Annotated in this window: 14 protein-coding genes and 1 pseudogene; 7 read left to right on the top strand and 8 right to left on the bottom strand. The window is 32.9% G+C overall.

Annotation, left to right across the window (positions count from 1 at the left end):
- Positions 1 to 162: 162 nt before the first annotated feature.
- Entirely contained in the window at positions 163 to 645 is a 483-nt protein-coding gene (locus WC622_RS08315) for a hypothetical protein (RefSeq protein ID WP_372819073.1), read from the bottom strand.
- 187 nt (positions 646 to 832) lie between these two features.
- Between WC622_RS08315 and mutS the strand changes: the two genes are divergently transcribed.
- Genes mutS through WC622_RS08295 form a run of 4 tightly spaced genes read left to right on the top strand, consistent with a single transcriptional unit; the run spans position 833 to position 4,967 of the window.
- Positions 833 to 3,409, top strand: coding sequence for a DNA mismatch repair protein MutS (mutS, locus tag WC622_RS08310; protein WP_372819075.1), 2,577 nt, complete (start codon positions 833 to 835; stop codon positions 3,407 to 3,409).
- A gap of 2 nt (positions 3,410 to 3,411) precedes the next feature.
- The gene (locus WC622_RS08305; protein WP_372819071.1) at positions 3,412 to 3,912 is read left to right on the top strand and encodes a C40 family peptidase; all 501 of its coding nucleotides are present in this window, start codon (positions 3,412 to 3,414) and stop codon (positions 3,910 to 3,912) included.
- Between the two features lie 4 nt (positions 3,913 to 3,916).
- Positions 3,917 to 4,471: a redoxin family protein gene (locus tag WC622_RS08300; RefSeq protein WP_372819069.1), complete on the top strand. Its 555-nt coding sequence runs from the start codon at positions 3,917 to 3,919 to the stop codon at positions 4,469 to 4,471.
- Positions 4,472 to 4,481: 10 nt separating this feature from the next.
- On the top strand, positions 4,482 to 4,967 hold the full coding sequence (locus WC622_RS08295) for a TlpA disulfide reductase family protein (protein ID WP_372819067.1): 486 nt from the start codon (positions 4,482 to 4,484) through the stop codon (positions 4,965 to 4,967).
- Between the two features lie 206 nt (positions 4,968 to 5,173).
- Here the strand turns inward: WC622_RS08295 and WC622_RS08290 are convergent, their stop codons facing one another.
- Together WC622_RS08290 and WC622_RS08285 are read right to left on the bottom strand one after the other, a co-directional pair.
- A complete protein-coding gene (locus tag WC622_RS08290; RefSeq protein WP_372819065.1) occupies positions 5,174 to 7,051 on the bottom strand; it encodes a DUF3857 domain-containing protein in 1,878 nt (625 codons plus the stop codon).
- Between the two features lie 26 nt (positions 7,052 to 7,077).
- Complete coding sequence (locus WC622_RS08285) at positions 7,078 to 9,051, bottom strand: transglutaminase domain-containing protein (protein WP_372819063.1); 1,974 nt, start codon at positions 9,049 to 9,051, stop codon at positions 7,078 to 7,080.
- Between the two features lie 167 nt (positions 9,052 to 9,218).
- Here WC622_RS08285 and WC622_RS08280 point away from each other — a divergent pair, with 167 nt between their 5' ends.
- Both WC622_RS08280 and WC622_RS08275 read left to right on the top strand, forming a co-directional pair.
- Positions 9,219 to 10,166: an exonuclease domain-containing protein gene (locus WC622_RS08280; protein WP_372819061.1), complete on the top strand. Its 948-nt coding sequence runs from the start codon at positions 9,219 to 9,221 to the stop codon at positions 10,164 to 10,166.
- 25 nt (positions 10,167 to 10,191) lie between these two features.
- Positions 10,192 to 12,063 carry a M1 family metallopeptidase gene (locus tag WC622_RS08275; RefSeq protein WP_372819059.1) on the top strand — a complete coding sequence of 624 codons (1,872 nt, stop codon included), beginning with the start codon at positions 10,192 to 10,194 and terminating at the stop codon, positions 12,061 to 12,063.
- A 227-nt stretch (positions 12,064 to 12,290) separates the two neighbouring features.
- Here the strand turns inward: WC622_RS08275 and WC622_RS08270 are convergent, their stop codons facing one another.
- The gene (locus WC622_RS08270; protein WP_372819057.1) at positions 12,291 to 13,136 is read right to left on the bottom strand and encodes a hypothetical protein; all 846 of its coding nucleotides are present in this window, start codon (positions 13,134 to 13,136) and stop codon (positions 12,291 to 12,293) included.
- Position 13,137: 1 nt separating this feature from the next.
- Positions 13,138 to 14,073, bottom strand: a pseudogene (gene queG, locus WC622_RS08265) (tRNA epoxyqueuosine(34) reductase QueG).
- Positions 14,074 to 14,176: 103 nt separating this feature from the next.
- Here queG and WC622_RS08260 point away from each other — a divergent pair.
- Positions 14,177 to 14,398, top strand: a complete 222-nt coding sequence (locus WC622_RS08260; RefSeq protein ID WP_372819056.1) for a hypothetical protein — start codon at positions 14,177 to 14,179, stop codon at positions 14,396 to 14,398.
- A 55-nt stretch (positions 14,399 to 14,453) separates the two neighbouring features.
- On the opposite strand, the gene WC622_RS08255 is transcribed toward WC622_RS08260, so the two are convergent.
- The 3 genes from WC622_RS08255 to WC622_RS08245 all read right to left on the bottom strand — a co-directional run bounded on the left by WC622_RS08255 (position 14,454) and on the right by WC622_RS08245 (position 18,046).
- Positions 14,454 to 15,962 carry a GNAT family N-acetyltransferase gene (locus tag WC622_RS08255; protein WP_372819054.1) on the bottom strand — a complete coding sequence of 503 codons (1,509 nt, stop codon included), beginning with the start codon at positions 15,960 to 15,962 and terminating at the stop codon, positions 14,454 to 14,456.
- Between the two features lie 78 nt (positions 15,963 to 16,040).
- A complete protein-coding gene (gene ruvB / locus WC622_RS08250) occupies positions 16,041 to 17,063 on the bottom strand; it encodes a Holliday junction branch migration DNA helicase RuvB (protein ID WP_372819052.1) in 1,023 nt (340 codons plus the stop codon).
- Between the two features lie 95 nt (positions 17,064 to 17,158).
- On the bottom strand, positions 17,159 to 18,046 hold the full coding sequence (locus WC622_RS08245) for a 3-hydroxyacyl-CoA dehydrogenase family protein (protein ID WP_372819050.1): 888 nt from the start codon (positions 18,044 to 18,046) through the stop codon (positions 17,159 to 17,161).
- Between the last annotated feature and the right edge of the window lie 172 nt (positions 18,047 to 18,218).

Genomic DNA, 18,218 nt, shown 5'->3' with positions numbered 1-18,218 from the left:
CATTCGATAGCTATCGGATTAAACTGTGAATGACAGTAGTATTAATTTCCACTACTCTGAGTTGTTGTTCCAATGCTCTGAGTTGTCATTCTAACACTCTAAGTTGCAATTCAAATGCTCTAAGTTGTCGTTCCACTACTTTGAGTTGTTATTGTATTATCTTTATGTTGTTTCAACCTTCGTTTTAGCAGGTGCTTTTGCTTTTTTGGCAGTTATAACTTCTTCAACTGTTTCAATTTTCTTTTTAGCAACAGCTTTTGGTTTTTTTGTAGTTACAACAGCTTCTTCAACTGTTTCAACTTTCTTCTTAGTAGGTGCTTTCGTTTTTTTAGCTACAGGTTGTTCATCAACAATTGATTCTTGTTTATCATCAGCCTTGATGGCAACATTTTGCTTTAAATAAGAAGTTAAAACTTGTTTTAAATACAAATCAGGTTTCGGCATATTAATTACCGTTCCAGGTTCTTTATCCTGAGATTGTTTAATATATGCTGATTTAATTTTACCCCAATCTTTAGAATATAATTTAATGAACATTTCTACAAACTGCTCGTCGGTGTATTTTTTAGGTAATCTGCCCAACACTACTTGTATTTTTTCTTCTTTTCTATGTAAAACTGCCATTCTTGTTTTTATTTTTTTCAAAGATAGCCCATATTAATTTAACTAGTGATAATTCTATTCATCGAAGCAAAGAAATACTCGCAGATAAACTACTCACAACTATATATTTTTTTAACAAAACTTCAAGACTAAGCCTCAAGATGCTATATTTACACCTTAGTAATTGATAAAGATTTTGGCCAAAGTAAAAGAAACCGTAACACCATTAATGCAACAATACAATACCATTAAGGCGAAATATCCTGGTGCATTATTGTTATTTAGAGTTGGAGATTTTTACGAAACATTCGGCGAGGACGCAGTAAAAACAGCACAAATTTTAGGCATTGTTTTAACGAAACGTGGTACTGGTCCAAATGGGGCTTTAGAGTTGGCTGGTTTTCCTCATCATTCATTAGAAAACTATTTATCTAAATTGGTTAGGGCAGGGCAAAGAGTTGCAATTTGCGACCAGTTGGAAGACCCTAAAACGACTAAAACCATTGTAAAACGTGGCGTAACGGAGTTGGTAACACCTGGGATTGCTTACAATGATAATATTTTAAGTCAGAAAGCCAATAATTACCTAGCTGCTGTTTTCTTTGATAAACAAAACATAGGTGTCGCTTTTTGTGATATATCTACAGGTGAATTTTTAGTTGCTCAGGGCAATGCAGAATATATTGATAAACTTTTGCAAGGATTTAGACCTACAGAAGTTGTTTTCCAGAAAAGTAAACGTCAGGAATTTTTAAACCTATTTGGTGATAAATTTTATACGTTTCATCTCGACGATTGGGCTTTTACTACAGATTATGCTAATGAAATATTAACTAAACATTTTGAGGTTAACTCACTGAAAGGTTTTGGTGTTGATAAATTGCAAGCTGGTATTGTAGCAGCGGGGGTGGTTTTATATTATTTGGGCGAAACCGAGCATCGCAATTTGCAGCATATTAGTTCTATTTCCCGGCTGGAAGAAGAACGTTACATGTGGTTGGATCGATTTACCATTCGCAATTTAGAATTGGTGAGTACGGCTAACGATAACGGAGTGACTTTATTTGATGTATTAGACCAAACTTGCACCCCAATGGGTGCAAGGATGTTGCACAAGTGGATTATTATGCCACTAAAAGAACTAAAACCTATACAAGAGCGCTTGGGAATGGTGGAGTATTTGGTGCATCACGATGAACTTTTGCAAGAATTTTTAACACACATTAAACCTATTGGAGATTTAGAAAGATTAATTTCTAAAGTTGGTTTGCAAAAAGCTGGTCCGAGAGAATTGGTACAATTAAAGCGAGCTTTATCTCATATAGATGATGTTAAAAAACTAGCGGAACAAACCGAAAATCCATTTTTAACTGTACTAGCATCGCAATTAAACCCTTGTTTAAGCATTAAAGAAAAGTTAGAAAGAGAGCTAAATCAAGATCCTCCAGCTTTGCTGATTAAAGGAAATGTAATTGCCGATGGGATAGATGAGGAATTGGATCGTTTACGTAAAATCGCCTTTGGCGGAAAAGAATATTTAGTAGAAATACAGAAAAGAGAAGCGGCTACAACGGGAATTCCATCCTTAAAAATATCTTTTAATAACGTTTTTGGCTATTATTTGGAGGTTACCCATACGCACAAAGATAAAGTGCCCGAAAGTTGGATACGTAAGCAAACGTTGGTAAATGCAGAGCGATATATTACGCCTGAACTAAAAGAATATGAAGAGCAGATTTTAGGTGCAGAGGAGAAAATTCAAGCTATTGAAGTGCGTTTGTACAATGAATTGATGTATCAGGTTTCTCATTATATTAAACCTATTCAGCTAAATGCGTATTTAGTTGCGCAATTAGATGTGTTACTTTGTTTTGCACAATTAGCGATTAAAAACCATTACGCCAAACCGATTTTAAACAATAAAAAGGAATTAGATATTAAAGGCGGTCGCCATCCAGTAATAGAAAAACAGTTGCCAACAGGCGATGAATACATTACTAATGATGTGTTTTTAGATAATGATAGTCAACAAATAATTATCATCACTGGTCCGAATATGTCTGGTAAATCGGCTATTTTAAGACAAACTGCGTTAATTGTTTTAATGGCGCAGATGGGCTCATTTGTTCCTGCAAAGTCAGCTCATATTGGCATAATCGATAAAATATTTACTCGAGTTGGGGCATCAGATAATTTATCTAGCGGCGAGAGTACATTCATGGTAGAAATGAATGAAACGGCCAGTATTTTAAATAACATATCGGATAGAAGCTTAATTTTGTTAGATGAAATTGGTCGCGGTACAAGTACTTATGATGGTATTTCTATAGCTTGGGCAATTGCAGAGTTTTTACATGAACATCCAACTGCACGACCAAAAACTTTGTTTGCGACGCATTATCATGAGTTAAATGAGTTGGAAAATACCATGAGCCGCATTAAAAACTTTAATGTGACGATTAAAGAGATGAACAATAAAGTAATCTTCTTGCGTAAATTAGTGCCAGGTGGTAGTGAACATAGTTTTGGAATTCATGTAGCTAAAATGGCGGGAATGCCGTCGAAATTAATTAATCGCGCTAACGAAATATTAAAACGTTTAGAGATTGATAGAACTGAAGGGCAAAGTATTAAGGATAGCATTAAGAAGGTGCAAAATCAGGCATATCAGTTACAAATGTTTGCCATTGATGACCCAGTGTTAGTAAAAATACGAGATACCTTAAATAACCTAGACGTAAATTTGTTAACGCCAGTTGAAGCTTTACTGAAATTGGATGAAATACAACGGTTAATTAAAACATAGGTATGAAAAGCTGCAATTTTAAACTCTATAGCTTTATTTTAGTCTTAGTGTTGATTTTATCATCATGTGGTACTAGAAAATATACGGTTAAGCCTAGTGAAAAAGCAGCGAAAGCAGCTGATGCAATGGCTGCATTAAAAAGTAAAGATCTATATCGTTTTATTACCGATTGGACAGGTGTTAAATATCGCTTAGGTGGAATGGATAAAAGTGGAATAGATTGCTCTGGTTTTGCTTTGCTGTTAGAAAAGAATATTTATGGGCATACTTTGCCAAGGCGATCAAAAGATCAGGCAGAGGCTATAAAAAAGAAAAACAAGGGAAATTTAGAAGAAGGTGATCTTATCTTTTTCTCTTTTGGAGGCAATGAAGTAGACCATGTTGGCGTTTATTTGAATAACAATTTTTTTGTACATGCTTCTACTACCAGAGGTGTTGTAGTTGATGATCTGAATATGCCTGTTTATCAGAATGCAATTGTAAAAACAGGAACTTTAAAATAATAATATGCGTAGAATAATTAGCTCTCTTTGTTTAATAATTGGTTTAACATCGGCTGTATATGCCCAAAAAACGTTAAAAGTTGGTGAGGTATTGCCTAATCTGGCTTTGTTAAGTACCAAGGGAAATGTGTATGATTTAAAAGCCCAAAAAACTGCGAAAGGTTTTATTTTAGTTTTTATGACGCCAACCTGCGATCATTGTATAGCCTATGAGCCTAGAATTATGGCTTTAGATAAGAAATATAAAGTTAAAGGTTTTCCTGTAGTAGCAATCGGTCCTTATGGTGATGATCCGATTAAATATCCGCTAGATGCGATGGCTGAAATGAAGAAATTGGCAATAAACAAGAAGTTTACATTTCCTTACTTATCCGATGATAATTTTAAATATACTTGGTTATTGGGCATAAAAGAAACGCCAACAGCTGTGGTATTACAGAAAAAACTGAATGGATTTTTAATTAAATACATAGGCAGAATTGACGATGAACAAAATCAAAAATTAGTTCCTAAACACAAATTTGTAGAACAAGAGGTTAAGAAGTTGTTGACTAAATAAATCTAGTCTAATGAAATATTTGCTGATTTTATTTTTGCTAACATTAACTTTTGCAGTAAACGCTCAAGTTAAATTAGTATCATTAAATGAGCTAGATAAAAGATTTGCCAAGGGAAAAGATACAACCTATGTACTAAACTTTTGGGCAACTTGGTGTGGACCATGCGTTGAGGAATTGCCACATTTTGAGAATTTAAAGACCGAATATTTCAAAAAACCTATAAAAGTGATTTTGGTTAGTATGGATTTTAAATCTAAATTAAAATCTAATGTTATTCCATTTGTTAAAAAACATAAATTGAAATCGGAAGTTTATGTAATTAATGAGCCCAATCAACAAGCATTTATAGACAATGTAGATAAAAAATGGTCGGGTGCTTTACCAGCTACATTGATTGTAATAAATAATAGACGAACATTTTTCGAGAAAGAATTTACCGGTACAGAATTAGAAGATTTAGTAAAAAATATAGGTCACGGAGATTATAAACCTTAAAAAAATGAAAAAGATTTTATTTGCTTGTTTAATGATGCTAGGCATTACAATTAATAGTTAAATACCTACCTTTATCTTGAAATAAAATTCGGGATTTTTTATGGCTACTCCTAAGCACGATTATTCTTTTTGGACGAAATACAAACGTTTTGCTACGACAGAAATTCTGATGTATTTAATTATGATTATCGGTATTGGTCTCGGGATTATTTTTTTAAGTTAAATACCAATTTTAGGTGATCTGCAGTATTTACATCAGCTATAAATTTAAAAAATGCTGCATAACTCTCTGCTGGAAATGTACCATCATTCATTACAAATTTCCGATAGTATATTAATTTATTTCCCTCTAATATAGTTTTTGAAACGTACGAACCAAATTCACTAGAAATGTTTGTATTACTTGGTTCGATAAGTGGAATTACATTTTCAGGTAGGGTGTAAGCGATAGTGTCTATATCAGTGTAACCGCGATTTAAATAAACAGGTAATGTTCTGTTTTTAGAATCAGGTATAGTTGCTTTTATGTTAAAGGCATTTAATAATAGAAACATTTTTCCATTATTTATTGATGCGTAGTTTCTAATATTTAAAGCTAAATTTTCTGTGAGTTCTGGTTCAATATTTTTCTTTTGACTGTATTCAATTTTATCGAAATTGATATTATCAATGTCGTAGACCTCTTTTAAAAGCTTCAGTTGCTCTGTTAAAGGTTTGTCGACAATTTCTTCGTGATTATCATATTGTGCACCAGAAAATATTGTTTTTAAATTCCCAGTTACATTTCCATCTTTATCTATACTTAAATCTGCTTTACTTATTTGAAGATTTTTTGATGTAATTAATTTTGGTGTGCGCAATAATTTACCTCCATCTGCTGTGCAAGCTAATACATATCTATCATCTGTAAAATCACTTAAAAAACCGAAAGGAATTTTCTGACTAGTACATTCTAACCAGGTTGTATCGCCCTTAAGTGGCATACATAAAATAACATGGTTTCCTTGATTCATACTTGCATATGTAGGATCTAAACTCTTTTTCTGACTGCCAGCTTGTACAATACAATAATATGATTCGATACCAGCCACATCTAACAGGCTTTGCATATAGTTAACCAATGCTTTACAATCGCCATAACCCAATCGGTCTACATCTGCAGCGGTAACAGGCTGAAAACCTCCAATGCCTATTTGCACACTAATGTAACGTGTTTTATTTTGTAGGTATTGATATATTTTTCTAGCCTTTTCTTTATCGGTGGTTTCATTTTTAACTAAATCTGTAATGGCTTGAATAGTTGCAGGTAAAAGTGTTTTACGATTTTTTAATAAATTATCATATTCCCATTTTCCTAACTCCTGCCAATTAGTGTAATCGCCTTTATAGTTGAAATAATTAAAATTTTGAGGTGCAATTTTAACACTAGTTTGATAGTTTTCTCTATCGGGACTATAAGGTTCAGGTTTTACACCTACTAGATTATTTACAGTCCATACTAAACTTTTCTGCTTATCAGTTACAGTTTCTACAGCCTTGTTAGCTAAATTTTGAGTTTTAATACGAAATTGATCAGTTGGCTTACAAATAAAAGTATAACTGCTTATCTCTACAGAAACATCGTTTGCAGGCTTTGGCGCCCAATCCGGGATAATCAGATTTTGCTTATAACGTATTTCATACGTATAAACTATGGTATATGGATAAGTGTTTACGGAAGGTAGGTAATGTTTTACACGACTATCCTCAAACAAAGAGAAATCTTGTACAGCACTTTCATCTTTAAAATCGCTTTGCGAAAATTTACCACTTAGTTTACCAACTTCGTTATAAATTTCGCCTTTAATGCTTTTGATGGAAGTATTTTTGTCATAAAATAGAACTAAACGAGCACTATTCTCACCATTTTTATTTAAAACAGTAATGGCTTGTTTAACAGAATAAACTACATTATCTGGCATACGCATGTCTACAACAGTTTCTTCATTCCTGATGGTTGCATTTGCTCTGTTTCGAAGTGTAGCGGGTATTAATTCAGCATCATAATTGTCTTGTGCAAAACCTATAAAAAAACTTAGAAACATTATAAGAAATAGGGATGTAACTTTCATTAATCAGCTTTTTTTAATAATAAATCTGCTTTTTGATTTTGGATGATTTTGCTGTAAAACTCTTTAAGATAAAGATATTCCTCCGGACCGTAAATGGCTTTGTTAAACTGCAAAACTTGATTTAATATCAGATTATTATCTGTTAATGTAGTTTGTAATAAATAGCGACCTCCTGTTGCTGGTAAAGCTAAACCCATGTCTTGTGGTTTTTCTTGTACAACATAATTTTCTGGTAAACTGATGGTTATTGAAATTCGTTCATCAGATGCAGAACCTAAATCTACTGGATACGTTCTTTCGTTCAAATTAAAAGGGTTTTTTGAAATACGATTAATAAAGAAAGGGTTAATGTAGAGTTGATTTTTACTTGAACCATCATGAGCTGCAAATTCAACTTCATATGTTTCTACAAGAGGTTTTTCTACACTATCAATATTTAAGATCTCTTGTTTTAAGATACTTAATTTTGCCAGTCCTTCATCCAGTTTCTCCACATATTCATCAGTAGAATTATATTTTTTAATGTCTTTTCGTTTATTAAAAGCCGCATAGCCAAAGGTGGTAGTTATAATTGTACCTGTAATTTTTCCATCTGGATTTAATTTCCCAGTTAACGAATAATTTGTAACACTTTTCTGAGCTGCTTTTAAATCTATCCAATACGATGGTTTTTTAAGATTAATTACTCTACCTTGATCATTTATACAACGTAAAGGCAATAATCCGAAAGGTAATAAGGGTTCTGTAGCATCTAATAAATAACTTTTTTCTCCAATATTAACTTTAGCCACCACATAATTAAAATCACTTATAATAGGGAATAATTTATTTACATTTCCATTATCTCGTGTAGAAATAATAACTGCTTCAGCATCTAAATCTGCTGCAGACAGTGCTGCAATTAAACTTAAATTTATGCCAGCTGCATTGCCAGATCTACTTTCAAGAACAGTTTTAATATTTTCCTCACTATATTTTCCATAATAATTATTCCATTTTATTTGTTTCTTGATATAATCATAAATCGCTTTGGCTTTGCTTAAATCGTCTGTAGTTTTTTTTAAAATGGATGGCATTAAATCTTTAAAAACATCTTTACGCTTCATGTGCGAACCAAAATTCTTATCAGATGTTAATTCGAAATCAACATCCTTCCATGCTTTTGTAAAGCTCTGTTTGCTTCCATTGGTCATTTGCATATCTGAAAGCTCAAAATAAATTGCCGACTTAAAATTACTAGCAGCTGTCATATAATCTTCTTCCAAAAATGCAGGCACATTTTTCATATTATAAGTCATTTTTGAGCAGTCTATCGCAACCCCATTTAATCGTAAGCATTCTCGACTCAGTTCGGCTTTTTGATCGCTTAATTTATTAAATCCACGAAGTGTTACATTGTAATTAAAGTTTGCTGGTATATAAGCTACATATTCGCTAAAAACCTTAGGAATATCTGATTGGAATTCCCATGTTTTAAAATTAAAATAGTTTGGAGATTGCAAATGATAACTATATTCTATAATAGAGCCATCTTTAATATTTGGTAAAGTGAATTTGGTTAATGAAGTGTATTTAGATCTATTTTCTGTAAATACTGCTTTCTTGTCCATTGCAGTTTCTACAAATTTACCATCAACATAATTAAAAGTAGAAGCTTTAAGATTTTGAATTAGCTCTTCTCTTGTGTCATCTTTATAAGTAGGAATGACAATATTAGCCTGACTAAATCCTTCTTTATTGTAAATTTTAATTTTTACATGGTAATCAAACATTAACATAAGCCTTCCAGTAGCATCGTCAATTTGTAAGGTTGCAGTTCCAAATTCTTTTAAAACCACGGCATTTGCATTACTATCTAATGTTCTTTTGTTAAATTCATAATCATCGTATGTAATTGCTCCAAAGTTAAAGTTCTGGGCATGAGCAGATAAGAGTGTAAAATAAAAGCAGGTTAAGGCTAAAATTTTCTTCATAAAGAGGTCAGTTAATTTATAGCAATTTAATTTTACTAATTAACAATATGAAATAAATCTCAACTAAAATTTTAGCTGAATAGTACAGAACTAACCAAACCTTTTTAGCATTTTTGAAAAAGAAACATTTATCATACTAGCAATACCTCAATATATATTAAAATAAAATGAAATTAAATTTAAAACGGCCTTTAGCCTTTTTCGATTTAGAAGCCACAGGGATAAACGTTGGCGCAGATCGAATTGTAGAAATTGCTATACTAAAGGCGATGCCTGATGGATCTGAAGAGATTTTAACAAAGCGGATTAATCCTGAAATGGCAATTCCTTTAATTACTTCATTGATACATGGTATTTATGATGAGGATATCAAAAACGAACCTACATTTGGTGCCATTGCAAAAGAAATTGCAACCTTTATTGGTGATGCAGATTTAGCTGGATACAACTCTAATAAATTTGATATACCAATGTTGTTAGAAGAATTCTTAAGAGTTGGTGTTGATTTCGATATGAGTGATCGAAAATTTGTCGATGTGCAAAATATCTTCCATCAAATGGAACAGCGTACATTAAAAGCTGCTTATAAATTTTATTGCGAAAAAGATATCATTAATGCACATTCTGCAGAGGCTGATATTAAAGCGACTTATGAGGTTTTATTAGCGCAGCTTGATAAATATCAAGATATTGAATTTGAAGATAAGCAAGGGAACAAATCGAAGCCTGTACAAAATGATGTAGATCTATTGCACAGTTTTACCAACATGAATAAGGTGGTAGATTTTGCAGGTAGAATGGTTTATAATGAAAACGGAGAAGAGACGATTAATTTCGGTAAGCATAAAGGTAAAACTGTTGAACAAGTTTTTGATGCAGAACCAAGTTATTACGCATGGATGAAGCAGGGTGATTTTCCTTTATACACAAAAAAGAAATTAGAGGAGATTTGGGTGAGATGGAATAAAAAGAAAGAAGAACAAAAAGCCGCCAGGGCGCAAACTCACGTGCCAAAAACTGAAGTTACGGCCACAAAACCTCAACAAAAAGAAAAACCTGCTGCACCAATTAATAATGATATGTTGGAGCAGTTAAAAATGAAGTTTGGCAAATAAACTCTTTTAATACCTATAACTTAATATGAAAATAAAATTATTCTGCATTCTATTCTTGGCGAGTTTATATGCAAAAGCTCAACTTCCAATTCAACTTCCAATGGGACAAGTTTTTCAACAAACTTACCAGAAAGGAACACGTGATGTTAGTGGAGCGCCAGGAGCAAAATATTGGCAAAATACTGCTAATTATAACCTTAAAATAGATTTTAATCCTGAAACAAGAGTAGTAAAGGGAACTGTAGAAATTCAATATATCAACAATAGTCCAGATGTTTTAGAAGAAATCTGGTTTAAATTGTATCCAAACCTTTATAAAAAAGGAGTTGTTAGAAAATCTAAATTGAATGAACGAGATTTAGGTGATGGTGTTAAAATCACAAGTGTTTTGTTAAATAATCAAGCTAAAGATACCTCAACTTTAGTAATTGATGGAACGAATATGCATACTAAAGTTCCTGCATTGGCGCCAGGTAAAACGATGAATTTTAAAATTGAGTACAGCTATATGTTAAATAAAGGCTCTCACCAAAGAACGGGTCAAGTAGATGAAGGCGCACATTTTATTGCTTATTTCTTCCCTAGAATTGCAGTTTATGATGATGTAGATGGTTGGAATAAAATCCCATACAGTGGAGCTGAGGAGTTTTACAATGATTTTTGCAATTTTAAAGCAGCCATTACTGTTCCAAAAGATTATACAGTTTGGGCAACAGGCGATTTATCAAATGGTGCTGAATTATTTGCAAAAAACATTTACAAAAAATATCAATTAGCTAATAAAAGTGATGAAACAATTAATGTGATTGATAGCGCCGAATTAGCGCAAAATAAAGTAACTGCTCAGAAACCTTTCAATACTTTTAAATTCGATGCTAAAAATGTGGTAGACTTTGCCTTTGCAACCAGTAACCATTACTTGTGGAAATCTAATAGTTTGGTTGTAGATCCAAAAACAGGTAGAAGAACTAGAGTTGATGCGGTATTCAATCAAAAACATAAAGATTATTATGAAGTAATTGATTTTGCTCGTAAAACAGTTCACGCCATGAGTTATGTATTTCCAAAATGGCCTTTTCCGTATAGTCATGAAACAGTATTTGATGGATTAGATCAAATGGAATATCCAATGATGGTAAATGATAATCCAACTCAAAATAAATTTGATGCCATTACGCTAACCGATCATGAAATTTTTCATACTATGTTCCCATTTTACATGGGTATAAATGAAACCAAATACGGCTGGATGGATGAAGGTTGGGCAACAATAGGCGAGTGGTTAATTTCACCAATGATTGATAGCACAATCGTAGATGATTATGGCGTTGCACCAACAGGAAGTTCTTCGGGTACTAAAGATGATAGTCCAATTGTAACATTAACTACCGAATTAAAAGGTTCTGGTTCATTCACAAATTCTTACCCTAAGCCAGGGTTTGGTTATCTTTTTGTTAAAGATTATTTAGGTGATGAATTGTTTACTAAGGCTTTACATAATTATATTACACAGTGGAATGGTAAACATCCAATGCCTTACGATTTCTTTTATAGCATGAATACTGGCGCTGGTAAAGATATGAATTGGTTTTGGAAACGTTGGTTTTTTGATGAAGGTGTAACTGATATGGCAATTAAATCAGTAAATAAAACCAATGCTGGATATGATATTGAAATCGAAAATAAAAGCAATAAACCTTTGCCAATAGATTTAACAATTACGTATAGTGATAACTCAATCGAAAAAGTACATCATACTATTGGTGTTTGGGAAAAGGAGAATAAAACCTTTATATCATCCCTAAAAACCAACAAACAAATTAGCAAAGTAGTGATGAAAAGTGATCATGTACCAGATAAAAACAGGAGTGATAATACATTTGTTATAAGGAACTAGAAAAGTTCCAAAGGAGTTCCATTGAACAGATACAGAAGCCCGATTAATGTTAGTCGGGCTTTTTGCTTTAGTTCGTGTTCGCTTTAATCTTGTTTATTTAACAAAAGATTGAAAAAATAAATCATCATTCCCAACTTGATCCGATAGCTATCGGATGGGAATCTTAACGCATCTTGATTGCTAAACACCTTTCGATTCCCGTTTTCACGAGAATGACGATAGGATAATTATTGGTATGCTGTAATTGGGTAATATGCTTTTTCAATCACACCCTCATCACTTAATAAGTGATTTAAATTTGGATCTGCTAAAATTTTAGCTATGGTAGTTTTTTTACCGTTTACCAGTACTTTATTTTGAATTAGCCGAATTCCGTGACTATAATCTGCCCAAGTATTGGTGTGTTTATTATAAAGTGGTTGTATCGCTTTTCCATCTAATTTATGCCAGCCATAAATAACTACTTTTGGAGTTTTTTCAGTATAAATTTTATTACTGATAATAACATCTTTTTTATTTCCAGCTGTTAATTCACTGTTATTGTGCTGAATAGAATAAGGTGTCAACTGTGTTTTAACCAATTCATTATGAGTTATAAAAACAGGAACAGTTGTCATTGCTTTAGTTGGAGGAATAGGTTGTGGCTCTAGTTTTATACTTGCATTTTGATAAATTAAATCGACCATTTTTCTTGTCGGTAAGGTACATTTTAATAGATTAGCAACACGTTGAGCTAAAATTGGCGTCATTGGCATATACATATAATCATCATTACTACCAATTGCCACATAATCTGGTAATACAAAAAAATCTATCGAATATTCTTGATTATTTATTTTTGAAGTATAACTGACCTTTTTCAGTTTTCTTAAAAAATCAGGGATATTACCACTCTTAATTTCCTTGTAAATACTATTTTCTCGATCTACCAAACTTAAATTGCTATCAATAATTGTGTTGACAAAAGCTTTGGCTCCTAATGCATCGGCTTTGCGAGTTTTTAATTTTAATTCTTGTGCAGTTGCATTTTGAAAGAAAATTGAAACTACGAAGAGAATGAATATTTGCTTCATATTAGATTTGATATAAAAAATCAATATTTCGTTTTAACCCTGTAAACTTTGTTCTTTTAACTGCTGAACCTTTAAACACTTGTTTGAAGACCTCTTCTGTCATTTCAATAAGTTCAGTTTTATTCAGTTGTAATAACTCAAGAGCGGGTTTAAATGCTGGCTCTTGGTGTGGTATTGCAAATCGATTCCAAGGACAAACATCCTGACAAATGTCACATCCAAATGCCCAGTTTTCCATTTTATGCTTAAACTCGTTAGGAATTTCATTTTTCAACTCAATGGTTAAATAAGAAATGCATTTGCTACCATCAACTACATAGGGAGCCATAATTGCATCTGTGGGACAAGCATCAATGCAACGTGTGCAAGAACCACAGTGATCAGCTGCAAAAGGAGCGTCATATTCCAGCTCTAAATCGATAATCAGCTCTGCTAAAAAGAAAAATGATCCAGCATCTTTACTAATTAAATTTGAGTTTTTACCACGCCAACCCAAACCTGATTTTTGCGCCCAAGCTTTATCCATTACAGGTGCAGAATCAACAAAGCATCGCCCAGAAACTTCACCAATATTGGCTTTAATAAAAGCTAAGAGTTCTTTAAGCTTTTCTTTTATTACCGTATGATAATCAGTTCCATACGCATATTTAGAAATCTTAGGAGCATTGGTATCTAACTGTTTATCTTCTGTAAAATAATTTCAGGTAAACGAAACTACAGACTTTGCATCATCAACCAATAATGTTGGATTTAAACGTTTATCGAAATGATTTTCCATGTACGTCATTTCGCCATGGTGACTATTTTTTAACCAATTCTCTAAACGAGGTGCTTCATCTTCTAGAAATTCTGCCTTAGCAATTCCGCATGCCATAAAACCAAGTCGTAAAGCCTCGGTTTTAATCATTTGACTATATTTTGCAGAATTATTGAACATAGATTTGCAAAGATAGGCTTTTGCCTTAAAAACCTTTTATGCTTTACATTTGTTAATTGGTGGATTGGAATTATCCTTTCACAGAAAACTAAACTACAAAATCATGGAAAATTCAACGCCAAATCATACCGAAGACCCAAATAAATCAGCTCCGCCAGTTGAAACGAATTATGAAGCTCATAAAGATAATCCTGGACCAGCGCCAACAGTAAATGAACCAGATAATAAAGGTGCTGGACAAGCAATGAAATGGATTATTCCAATTATAGTTGTCGTATTGCTCATTGTCTATTTTATATTCTTTAGAAACAATGTCACAAAATAACAGAATTGCCATTCTGAGTTACTCAAATTACAGCAATTCAGAATGGTAATATTCTTTAGGATTTTAATAACCTAACTTCATATAAGTCTTTTCGTCTGTCTTTTAGTATCTTAACAGTACCAAAATGATGAAGTTCATCTAAAAGATGTAAATCAACATCAACCACCAACATCATCTCTGTATTAGGCGTAGTTTCTGCTTTAACTGCATTAGTAGGAAAGGCAAAGTCTGACGGTGTAAATACAGCAGATTGAGCAAATTGAATATCCATATTATTTACTTTTGGCAAATTTCCAACGCAACCCGCAATGGCCACATAACATTCATTTTCTATTGCTCTTGCTTGTGCACATCTTCTTACTCTAGTGTATCCATTTTGTGTGTCAGTTAAAAATGGTACGAATAAAATTTGCATTCCTTGGTCTGCATAAATTCTGCTCAGTTCAGGAAACTCAACATCATAACAGATTAAAATCCCAATTTTACCGCAATCCGTATCGAAAACACCAATTTTATCTCCACCAGACATTCCATAATATTTTTGTTCGTTAGGAGTGATATGTATTTTTCTGTAATCTTCTGTTAATCCATTCCTATGACATAAATAGGTAGCATTGTACAGCTTTCCGTTTTCTATAATTGGCATGCTGCCAGAAATGATATTTACGTTATAAGAAACAGCGTATTCTTGAATTTTTTTAACTATTTCAGCTGTGCTTTCTGCCAGTTTTCTCATAGCTTCCATTTCTGGTAAATGGTTATAAGGCTCTAGCAAAGGAGTATTGAAAAACTCTGGAAACATGATGAAATCCGATTTATAACCGCTTACTGCATCTACAAAGAATTTAACTTGCTCATAAAATGCATCAATATCAGGGAACAAACGCATTTGCCATTGAACTAAACCCAATCTAATTATTTTAGCAGACCTAGCAGAAACATTATCCTGATAATAAATATTGTTCCATTCTATAAGTGTTGCAAACTCTTTTGACTCTAAATCGCCTGGTAAATAGTTTTTTAAGACTTTCCGAACGTGAAAATCATTTGAGATTTGGAAAGTTAGTGTTGGATCATAAATTTCTTTTGACTTCACCTTATCGATGTATTGCCTTGGACTTAATTTGTCTGCAAACTCGTGATATCCAGGAATTCTACCGCCTGCAATTATACTTTCTAAGTTCAACGTTTCACACAGTTCTTTTCTAGCTTCATATAACCTTCTGGCCAAACGCAATCCACGATATTCTGGATGGACAAAAACTTCTATACCATATAATACATTACCACTGGCTGTATGAGTAGAGAATGTGTATTTACCAGTTATATCTTCGTATGTATGACTATCTCCAAAAATATCATAATCTACAATTATAGAGAGAGAACAAGCAACTACTTTATCGTCTACTGCGATACATTGTTGTCCTTCTGGAAAAATATTCAACAAATTTTGAATGTTAGCTTTACTCCAAATTCCATTTCCACTTGTATCGTAAGCTTGCACCATCGATTCGCGTAAATCCTTGTAATCCTCTATTGTGAGTTTTCTTATTTCTATATTCATAAAACAGGGTAAAAGGTAGGAAAGAAAATTTCTACCTAATGTTAGAAAAATTTATTTGTATAAATAACAGTAAGAAGACTAAAAAAGTTTGCCTGTCTGACCTATTTTAATACGATTAAGGTGTTTATATGCTGCTTCCGTTACTTCTCTACCACGTGCAGTACGCATTAAATACCCTTCCTGAATAAGGAAAGGTTCATAAACTTCTTCAATTGTTCCATCATCCTCACCAACCGCTGTTGCAATGGTTTTTAGTCCAACTGGGCCACCTTTAAATTTATCGATAATGGCCAATAGAATTTTATTGTCCATTTCATCCAAACCATGCTCATCAACATTTAAAGCTGTTAAGGCATAACGAGCAATTTCAGTATCAATGCTTCCAGTTCCTTTTATTTGAGCGAAATCTCTGGTTCGACGCAAAAGTGCATTTGCAATACGAGGTGTACCACGACTACGACGAGCTATTTCATAAGCGCCTTCATCTGTAATTGGAGTTTTTAAGATTTCTGATGAGCGTAAAACGATGGTAGTTAATATTTTAGCGTCGTAATAGGCTAAACGGGAATTTATTCCAAAACGAGCTCTTAATGGCGCAGTTAATAAACCAGAACGAGTTGTAGCGCCAACTAAAGTAAAAGGATTTAAACTGATTTGTACAGAACGAGCATTTGGACCACTTTCAAGCATAATATCAATCTTGAAATCTTCCATTGCTGAGTATAAATATTCCTCAACCAAAGGTGATAAACGATGGATTTCATCAATGAAAAGAATATCGCCAGTTTCAAGATTGGTTAGTAATCCCGCTAAATCACCTGGTTTATCTAATACAGGACCAGATGTTACTTTGATATTAACACCCATTTCGTTGGCAATAATATAAGAAAGGGTTGTTTTTCCTAATCCTGGAGGACCATGCAATAAAACATGATCTAAAGCCTCACCGCGTAATTTGGCAGCTTTAACGAAAATTTTAAGATTTTCTAAAATCTTTTCCTGTCCTGTAAAATCCTCAAATTCTTGTGGGCGTAATACTTTTTCAATATCACGTTCAATAGGAGATAAGTTATCTGAAGAAGGATCAAGATTTTCGTTCATTTGGTAAAGATAATAGTTTAACCTCTAAATCCTCTAAAAGTGATTTCCTTTTATGATGCAATATTTTTGCTCGCTTTTAGGCTCCTTTACGGGTTTTAGATAAACTTAGCTGCAACTTTAGCTTCTTTAACACCGTTACTATAATCATAAAAACCTTCGCCAGATTTTACACCTTTTTTGCCTGCCATTACCATATTTGCTAATAATGGACATGGTGCATATTTCGGATTTCCAAAACCTTGATGTAGAACATTTAATATGGCTAAACATACATCCAATCCAATAAAATCTGCTAATTGTAATGGGCCCATTGGATGAGCCATGCCTAATTTCATCACTGTATCGATTTCATTTACACCAGCTACGCCTTCATACAACGTATAAATGGCTTCGTTTATCATTGGCATTAAAATTCTATTAGCTACAAAACCTGGATAATCATTCACTTCGACAGGAGTTTTATCTAACTTTTTTGAAAGTTCCATTACCAAATTAGTGGTTTCATCGCTTGTAGCGTAACCTCTAATTACTTCAACCAATTTCATTACAGGAACTGGATTCATAAAATGCATCCCTATGACCTTATCACCACGAGTAGTGACTGAAGCAATTTTAGTAATGGAAATAGAAGAGGTATTACTCGCTAAAATCGCCTCGGGTTTAGCGAATTGATTTAAGTCTTTAAATATTTTGAGTTTTAATTCGATATTTTCAGTAGCAGCTTCTACAATTAAATCAGCATTTTCTACACCAGCTTGTAAGTCTGTAACTGTGGTAATATTAGCTAGAGTTGAATTTTTTTCCTCTTCAGTTAATGTTCCTTTAGCGATTTGCCTTTCTAAATTCTTGGTAATAGTTGCCATTGCTTTTCCTAGAGCATCTATATTAATGTCGACTAAATTTACTTGGTAACCAAACTGCGCAAATGTATGTGCAATTCCATTTCCCATGGTTCCTGAACCTATTACTGTTATGTTTTTCATTTCATCATTTTGATTAAACAAATCTAGAGGAATAAGGATGATAAAGCAAGTTTAAAAACAACAAGGTTTTACGTTTACTAATGGGTTTTATTAAATTGTTAGGCTTAAATGTTGAAAACTTTATAAAATGAAATTTAGAATAATAAAAAACGATTTAGTCAGTTTTTTTGGC

Origin of the sequence: Pedobacter sp. (genome assembly GCF_041662865.1) — a bacterium.
GTDB lineage: Bacteria > Bacteroidota > Bacteroidia > Sphingobacteriales > Sphingobacteriaceae > Pedobacter.
The sequence above is the reverse complement of the archived record's forward strand: the minus strand, read 5'-3'. Positions and strand labels throughout refer to the sequence as shown.

Coding starts and splice junctions, on each gene's coding strand:
- WC622_RS08280 (WP_372819061.1), top strand. CDS start 9,219: ATGAAATTAAATTTAAAACGGCCTTTAGCCTTTTTCGATTTAGAAGCC.
- WC622_RS08245 (WP_372819050.1), bottom strand. CDS start 18,046: ATGAAAAACATAACAGTAATAGGTTCAGGAACCATGGGAAATGGAATT.
- WC622_RS08290 (WP_372819065.1), bottom strand. CDS start 7,051: ATGTTTCTAAGTTTTTTTATAGGTTTTGCACAAGACAATTATGATGCT.
- WC622_RS08255 (WP_372819054.1), bottom strand. CDS start 15,962: ATGAATATAGAAATAAGAAAACTCACAATAGAGGATTACAAGGATTTA.
- mutS (WP_372819075.1), top strand. CDS start 833: ATGCAACAATACAATACCATTAAGGCGAAATATCCTGGTGCATTATTG.
- WC622_RS08260 (WP_372819056.1), top strand. CDS start 14,177: ATGGAAAATTCAACGCCAAATCATACCGAAGACCCAAATAAATCAGCT.
- WC622_RS08270 (WP_372819057.1), bottom strand. CDS start 13,136: ATGAAGCAAATATTCATTCTCTTCGTAGTTTCAATTTTCTTTCAAAAT.
- WC622_RS08295 (WP_372819067.1), top strand. CDS start 4,482: ATGAAATATTTGCTGATTTTATTTTTGCTAACATTAACTTTTGCAGTA.
- WC622_RS08300 (WP_372819069.1), top strand. CDS start 3,917: ATGCGTAGAATAATTAGCTCTCTTTGTTTAATAATTGGTTTAACATCG.
- WC622_RS08285 (WP_372819063.1), bottom strand. CDS start 9,051: ATGAAGAAAATTTTAGCCTTAACCTGCTTTTATTTTACACTCTTATCT.
- WC622_RS08305 (WP_372819071.1), top strand. CDS start 3,412: ATGAAAAGCTGCAATTTTAAACTCTATAGCTTTATTTTAGTCTTAGTG.
- WC622_RS08275 (WP_372819059.1), top strand. CDS start 10,192: ATGAAAATAAAATTATTCTGCATTCTATTCTTGGCGAGTTTATATGCA.
- ruvB (WP_372819052.1), bottom strand. CDS start 17,063: ATGAACGAAAATCTTGATCCTTCTTCAGATAACTTATCTCCTATTGAA.